This is a genomic window from Segetibacter sp., assembly GCF_025963695.1.
Lineage (GTDB): Bacteria > Bacteroidota > Bacteroidia > Chitinophagales > Chitinophagaceae > Segetibacter.
This window is the reverse complement of sequence record NZ_JAOQAH010000075.1, coordinates 20,179-27,387: the sequence shown is the minus strand read 5'-3', so window position 1 is coordinate 27,387 and position 7,209 is coordinate 20,179. Positions and strand designations below refer to the sequence as shown.

Here is a 7,209-nt window from a genome sequence, read left to right as displayed (position 1 = left end):
GCAGGAATAGTTGCAGTTGCTTCAGTCCTACCGGCGATATGAGCCAGCGTATACGGAGCACTCATGATGCTATCGAAATTGATGTTTTTGTTGAACTGAAAGCCGGTTAGGTAGTTGCGTTGTGCTGAAATCAAAATTGCCCGATAACCTCTTGCCTCTGTTCCATCTTCAAGATTGATTATCTTCATGATGCCTGTAATCCTTCCAGTCACTTGACTATCGGACATTTCAGACATTAATGCAGAAAGAGCATTTCTAACCGATTTACCTGCCTTTGCACTTCCACCAAACTCATTCATGTTTTCACGAGTTCTAACGAAAGCGGCATCGTGCAATACTTGTTCACCAGAAGGACCACCTTTTAGACCTGCATAGTCACCAGGAAGACCTTTGATTTTGAAATGTCGTACGTCACCCATTGTTCCAGAGTAGCGTACTAAACCTGTTTGCTTTGCCATTGTAATTTAATTTTAAATGGGTGAGTAATTACCATCAAATTTAAACCAAATATTTTTACTTTTATCAGTTTAACTGATTGATTTTCAAACATTTAATTTGATATACAATGATTGATTTTCAGACTAATTATGAGGTTTTATGTGTAGTTGATGGAGATGGCTTCAAGGCAGTCAATAAGATTTCAAAAACTTTGGTTGAGTTTCGTTTATATGGCATTGACGCACCTGAAATAAAAAAGTGCAAAAAGTTGTTACAGGATGAAAAAATGCTTCAAATGCCTGGTCAACTGTTGATGGAATTGGGAAATAAGTCTGCTGAATTTCTTAGAACAGTAATTCAGAAAGGTTCAACAATTAGCATCGTCCAAGAAAACCGCAATAAGAACGACGTATACGGCAGGCAATTGTGTTACGCCTATTTGCCTGATGGAAGTTGTATAAACGAGCTATTGGTCTCTAATGGCTTTGCAAAGGCATATAACGAATACTACTGTGAGAAGTTGCCAGATTACCAGCTTTTGAATACCTTAGCAAAGCAAAACAGCAAAGGTCTTTACAGTCTGGTCAAAAACTTCTAATTAGGTTACCTATTCGGTGACCTAAAAGATTTGATGTTATAAAAGTGCCTATTCTATTGGGTTTCCGGCGATAGGTTCAAGTCCCGTCCGGTCCGCATAAGTAACTACTAAAATAGTTCAAAAGCCTGCAAATCGTTGATTTAGCAGGCTTTTTTGTTATATCACTCCACCAGATTATTCGGTCTTTGAACTTTTTGTTTTTGTTCAAAAAGGTTACGGATTGTCAGCAGAAGCAGATCAATGCTGGTCCCCTCCCCCTAAAAAGCATTAGCATTAAATAAGCCTCAATTAGCCTTATTTTTACAATCACATGAAAAAAAGTTCCGTACTCTATATTAACATAATACTCTCGCACTAAAAGTTTCAGTTAACAAAAGATTTAATTTCGGATAGTATAACCCGGTTAACATGAAAAGATAATTGAAGCAGATAAAAAATATAATCCGTCAATTCAATCCTCTTTGTGACTGTAAAGTGATTTGCAAAAAAACAAGGTATCACCAGAGTCTCTTTAATAGTTGAGCAGCAAAGCTGATTTGAGTAGTAGAAATTAAAATACAGGTGATAAGAGTTTTTGCCCTTAATGCATATACGGGATGTGTATCTTTTTAATTGAATATAACGATTTGCGATATGAATGTTGACATTAAAATGCTCGCCAAACACCTGCGGCTTTCCATTAGCACGGTATCTCGTGCTTTAAGGGATAGCTATGAAATAAGTGCTAAAACAAAGCAACGTGTAAAGGAGATGGCAGCACAGCTCAACTACCAGCCAAACCCCTACGCGAGCAGCTTGCGGAAGAACAAAAGCAAAACAATTGCAGTGGTTATTCCCGAGATCACTAACAACTTTTTTGCATTAGCTATTAATGGTATCGAATATATTTCCCAGGAGAAAAAGTATCATGTGCTCATTTACCTTACCCATGAAAGTTTACTAAAAGAGATCGAAGTTGCTAACCATCTTCAAAATGGAAGGGTAGATGGAGTGTTGCTTTCATTGTCTGCTGAAACAAATAAATATGACCATTTGGTTAATTTAAAAGCTACGGGTATACCCGTGGTTTTTTTTGACAGAATATGCGAATCCATTCCGGGCAGTTGTATTACCACCGACGATTTTGAAGGTGGTTTTGCTGCTACAGAACACCTCATTCTATGTAAATGTAAAAAAATTGCTTACCTCGATTTATCAAGGCATTTATCGATTAGCAGCAAAAGAATGCAGGGATATGTAGCCGCATTAAATAAGCATAACATACACGTAGATGAACGCTTGATAATGCAATTTTCAAACGATGTTTCTGCTAATGAAGAAGTAATTACCGATGCACTTGACAGTTCAGACAGGCCGGATGGAATATTTGCTTCTGTAGAAAAACTGGCTATTGCCAGTTATAACGTTTGTGAAAAGCTTAAAATAAATATTCCGGAGCAGGTAAAAATCATAGGCTTTTCAAATCTTGAAATAAGCTCTCTTTTAAACCCAAGCCTGTCAACCATAACCCAACCGGCTTATGAAATTGGTAAACAAGCCGCGTTACAATTGTTGCGGTATCTTGAAAAGAAGAACATGACCGATGTTCACGAAACGATCATCTTAAAATCGACATTAATCCCGAGGGGAAGCACTAAAGTAACTTCATTTAAATAAGACCCAAATGTCAATTTTTCACATCTTTTTACTGTGTATATTTAAAGAAGGAAAAAGATGCAATTGACTTTAAAAGTACAAGTGAGTGACACAACGATGATGCCATCAAAATCTACAGCTTGTCCCAAAAGCTTTCCCACAAAGCATTTTATAAATTTTGTATAGTTAAATGTTGGCTGTGAAAGATTGTATGCGATGTATTTGTTAGCCAGGCCGTATTGCTTGCTGTGAGTCATCGTTGCGTCGCACTCTTGTACAGCATACAATAATCAACACTTTTCTTATCGAAATCTATAAAACTGCAAACGTTTCCGTAGATAAATACTAGCGTTAAGTATTCGTTATCAGTTATTTAGTTCAAATTCACCTATCAATTACCATTTGTCAACTAGTCATAAGTAATTGTTAGCGGGATTGCGCCAATCTTCTTTTAATTATCTAATGCAGTTCTCCAGCAAATAGAATTACAATAACATCAGCATTAAAACGATTATATAACATCCCCTATTTTATTAATTCCTGGTCACACTTTAAATAGAATAATAATGAATGATTCATTTTCCCTTGACGGAAAAGTAATTGTTGTAACAGGAGGTACAGGTGTTTTAGGGAAATCATTTATTAGCTGTATTGCAGAGGTCGGTGGAACGGTTGGTATTCTGGGCCGAAATAGAAAAATGGCGGAGGAAAGTGCAACAAGAATTAACCGTTGTGGAGGTAAAGCTATTGCGCTTTGTGCAGATGTAACAAAAAGAAATGAACTGAATAATGCCAGAAAACTGATGTTGGATACGTATGGCAAAATAGATGGCTTAGTGAATGCTGCGGGGGGTATTTTTCACGAAGGGATAATAGAAGACAACGGTGATATTCTTAATCTAAACATAAACGGATTAAAGAAAGTGATGGATTTAAATTTATGGGGAACTGTATTGCCTACACAAGTTTTTGGCGAAGCAATTATACGTAATGGTGAAGGTGTTATTGTTAATATTTCTTCATTGGCAGCTAAGCGTGTTATAAGTGGGATAATGGGTTACGGGTTGGCTAAGTCTGCCGTTGAATATTTTACCAAGGGTATTGCAGTTGAATTAAGTCGAAAGCACGGAGATGCTATAAGGATAAATGCCATAGTGCCTGGTTTTTTTACCGCCGATCAAAGTACAAAGTTACTTTCAGGAACTAAAAAGGCAATAGAGAAACATAATAATGAAATACTGAAACGAACGCCATTTAAAAGACTTGGGGGATGTGATGAATTGAATGGAACACTAATCTGGCTCTTGAGCCGTGCCTCTAAATTTGTTACAGGTACAACAGTTATTGTGGATGGCGGATTTAATATTAACAGTGGCATTTAAAACAAAAACATGTCGAACGTTCATGGTTTGACTGTAATAGAATCGGAAAACGTTTCCGTAGATTGACGTTTGACCGTATTTTTTAAAAATCTACATTTATACCGGTTATTTATTTTTACTTTCTGTACAAGACAGATTGCTTAATTCTCGCCTAAACCCCCTACATGAAAAAACATTTCTTGCTATTAACATTGATGTGTTCAATGGTTGCAATGACTTTCGGGCAGTCCCGAAAAATTTCGGGCCAAGTGCTTCATGCGGAAACAAATGAAGCGATAGTTGGTGCCAGTGTTTCAGAGAAGGCAACCAATGGTACCGTTACAGACGCCAAAGGCCACTTTAGTCTCAACATCCCTTCGGTCCCAAACGTGACACTAATAATTTCGCATACCGGCTACTCCCCTCAGCAGGTTGTTGTAGAAAATCAGGTTGACTTAGTCATTAAATTGGTTAGTGTAGCCTCTCAACTAAATGAAGTTGTTGTGGTGGGATATGGAGAACGAAGAAAACGGGATGTGACCGGTGCACTCTCTTCAGTTCAATCAAAAGACATTGTAAGGGCTAACCCTGTACTTGCTGCCAAAGCAATTCAAGGCCAGGTAGCCGGGGCTACTGTTACCAAAGCAAGTAACAGGCCCGGTGCTCCTTATAACATTACCATCAGGGGAGAGAATACCATCAATAACTCTACACAGCCGCTGATTGTAATTGATGGTTTAATGGGTGGCGATATCAACACGCTTAACCCCAACGATATTCAATCAATGGATATTTTAAAGGATGCATCTTCTACGGCGATTTACGGTGCCCGTGGTGCAAACGGTGTGGTAATTATTACTACTAAAAAGGGCGTTTCAGGAAAACCAAAAGTAAGCTATGATGGATATGTTGGCGTAAAACAGCTAGCGCATACACCTGATATGATGACATCAGCCCAATTTTTTAAAATGACCAATACCGATAGGATCGCGGCAGGCCTTCCCGGTACTGTTTTTACCATTGCCGAAACAGCCATGATTGATGCAGGTAAATCAACCGACTGGGCAAATTTGATAACAGACCCTGGTATTCAAACAAGCCATAACATAAGCCTTTCAGGCGGAAACGATAAAACGACCTATCGCTTTTCAACAGGATATTTGAATGAAGAAGGAAACGTTAGATACACTGGTTATAAGAGGTACAATTTAAACGCAGGTTTAGATAGTAAGCTGGGTGACCGCTTTAAAGTAGGATTTACTTCTTACATGACTTACAGCGATCAAAACTGGGGCTCCCAGGAATCGTTAAGAGGAGCATACAGGGCAAGGCCAACAGGAACTGTTTACTTTTCTGACCTTACCAATCCAACCCAGAATGCAGATTTTAGTGTAAATGGTTATGCTATTTGGATGGGCATAAACGACAAACAGGTACCCAATCCATTAATGGATATTGATCCTGAAACATCAAAACTGGAAACTGCCACTACCACTCTAATGGGTAACACATATGTTGAAGTTGAGCTGCTTAAAGGACTGACTTTTCGCTCCTCTCTCTCTGCCTCATATACTAACCAAAGGTTGGGTGACTGGAGAGGAACATGGTCGAAAGCCAGGATCGGCGGCTTGCCAACTGCACGGTTGGACAGCAGAAACTCCGCAAATTATACACTCGACAATATACTTAACTACAATAAAGACTTAGGCAAACATAGAATCGCGTTTACGGGCTTGCAAAGCACCTTTTATCAACGCGATGAATCCTATTTTCTCGCTGTAAAAGACTTGCCGTATAACTCATTTTGGTATGCATTAAATACAGGAATAACTACCGCACAGGGAAGTGCCCTTACCGAGCGTTCTCTTCTTTCAGTTATGGGCAGGGTTAACTACTCATATGATGATAAATATTTGCTAACCTTAACCGGACGTTCCGATGGTGCTTCGCAATTAGCGGAAGGAAATAAATGGGCATTTTTTCCTTCAGTAGCTGTTGCCTGGCGATTAGATGACGAGAAGTTTGTTCAAAACCTCAATTTATTTTCGAACCTGAAATTGCGTGTAAGCTATGGCGAAGTGGGTAACTCAGTTGTGGCACCATACAGCACTCAAGCAGGTCTACTAAGTACCGGTTACGATTTTGATGGCAGTTCAGCCACCGGCTTTGCTCCTGCAAATTTGGCCAATAAAGATTTGAGATGGGAAAGAAGTAAAGAATTAAATTTTGGCCTTGACTTCGGGATACTAAAAAGCCGCGTGTCAGGTTCACTTGAATTATACAAAAGGAAAACAGTTGATTTGATCCTTAATCAAAAGATCCCAACTTCAACAGGTTTCAACCAGGTAGTTGCGAATGTAGGTGAGATTGAAAACAAGGGTATTGAATTAACCTTGAATACTGTGAACATTGCGAAGACCAATTTTAGCTGGAACACCACGTTTGCTTTTACAAAAAACAACAACAGACTGCTTGAACTGTACGGCGACGGACAGTCCGTTGATATAGGAAATAAGCTTTTTGTAGGGCAACCAATCAGGGCCAATTTTGATTATAAATATGCAGGAATTTGGCAACTTGCCGATTCTTCAGGAGCGAAGGGTTACAACCAGGCTCCTGGTTCTGTAAGAGTTGTAGATCAAAATAAAGATGGCAAAATTTCGTCCGCCACCAACGCCGACGACAGGGTTGTATTGGGTACACAATTACCTAACTGGATTTTAGGCGTTACTAACCGTTTCAACTTTAAGCGTTTTGATTTTTCTTTCTTTATTTATTACAGAAACGGTGTACAGTACAGCAATTCTACTTTATCAGGAACCTTTGGTGAATTGGGCACCCGTTATAATTCACTGGCTTCATTAGATTACTGGACAAAAGACAATCCGTCAACCACTTACTTTTCACCCTATGTAGCGAATCCATATAGAGGTGCGATCAACTACCAGGATGCCAGTTTTTTAAGAATTTCTGATTTTACTTTAGGATATACCTTACCGAAGAAGAAATTGGATAAGATGAAGATTTCCAATGCCCGCTTTTATGCACAGGTTTCCAATCCTTTTGTATTTACTGATTATATCGGCTTTGACCCGGAGTTCAATTCTGCAATATTCCAGGATGATGTGCCGAATGTAATCTATACTGTAGGAGTAAACATCAGTTTATAAATCTTAT

5 protein-coding genes are annotated in these 7,209 nt (G+C 38.8%); 4 read left to right on the top strand and 1 reads right to left on the bottom strand.

Annotation, left to right across the window (positions count from 1 at the left end):
* On the bottom strand, positions 1-419 hold a 419-nt coding region (locus tag JWR87_RS12815; RefSeq protein ID WP_297820672.1), incomplete at its 3' end, for a hypothetical protein.
* 146 nt (positions 420-565) lie between these two features.
* On the opposite strand from JWR87_RS12815, the gene JWR87_RS12810 reads away from it, so the two are divergent.
* The 4 genes from JWR87_RS12810 (at position 566) to JWR87_RS12795 (ending at position 7,202) form a co-directional block, all read left to right on the top strand.
* Entirely contained in the window at positions 566-1,036 is a 471-nt protein-coding gene (locus JWR87_RS12810; protein ID WP_297820670.1) for a thermonuclease family protein, read from the top strand.
* Between the two features lie 633 nt (positions 1,037-1,669).
* A complete protein-coding gene (locus JWR87_RS12805) occupies positions 1,670-2,692 on the top strand; it encodes a LacI family DNA-binding transcriptional regulator (protein WP_297820668.1) in 1,023 nt (340 codons plus the stop codon).
* 545 nt (positions 2,693-3,237) lie between these two features.
* Entirely contained in the window at positions 3,238-4,053 is an 816-nt protein-coding gene (locus JWR87_RS12800; RefSeq protein WP_297820666.1) for an SDR family oxidoreductase, read from the top strand.
* Positions 4,054-4,217: 164 nt separating this feature from the next.
* Positions 4,218-7,202 (top strand): TonB-dependent receptor, encoded by a 2,985-nt coding sequence (locus JWR87_RS12795; protein WP_297820664.1) that lies wholly within the window; start codon positions 4,218-4,220, stop codon positions 7,200-7,202.
* The last annotated feature ends 7 nt before the right edge of the window (positions 7,203-7,209 follow it).

What these genes read in the sequence shown, in the direction of transcription:
- JWR87_RS12810 (WP_297820670.1), top strand. Translation starts at nt 566, where the DNA reads ATGATTGATTTTCAGACTAATTATGAGGTTTTATGTGTAGTTGATGGA.
- JWR87_RS12805 (WP_297820668.1), top strand. Translation starts at nt 1,670, where the DNA reads ATGAATGTTGACATTAAAATGCTCGCCAAACACCTGCGGCTTTCCATT.
- JWR87_RS12800 (WP_297820666.1), top strand. Translation starts at nt 3,238, where the DNA reads ATGAATGATTCATTTTCCCTTGACGGAAAAGTAATTGTTGTAACAGGA.
- JWR87_RS12795 (WP_297820664.1), top strand. Translation starts at nt 4,218, where the DNA reads ATGAAAAAACATTTCTTGCTATTAACATTGATGTGTTCAATGGTTGCA.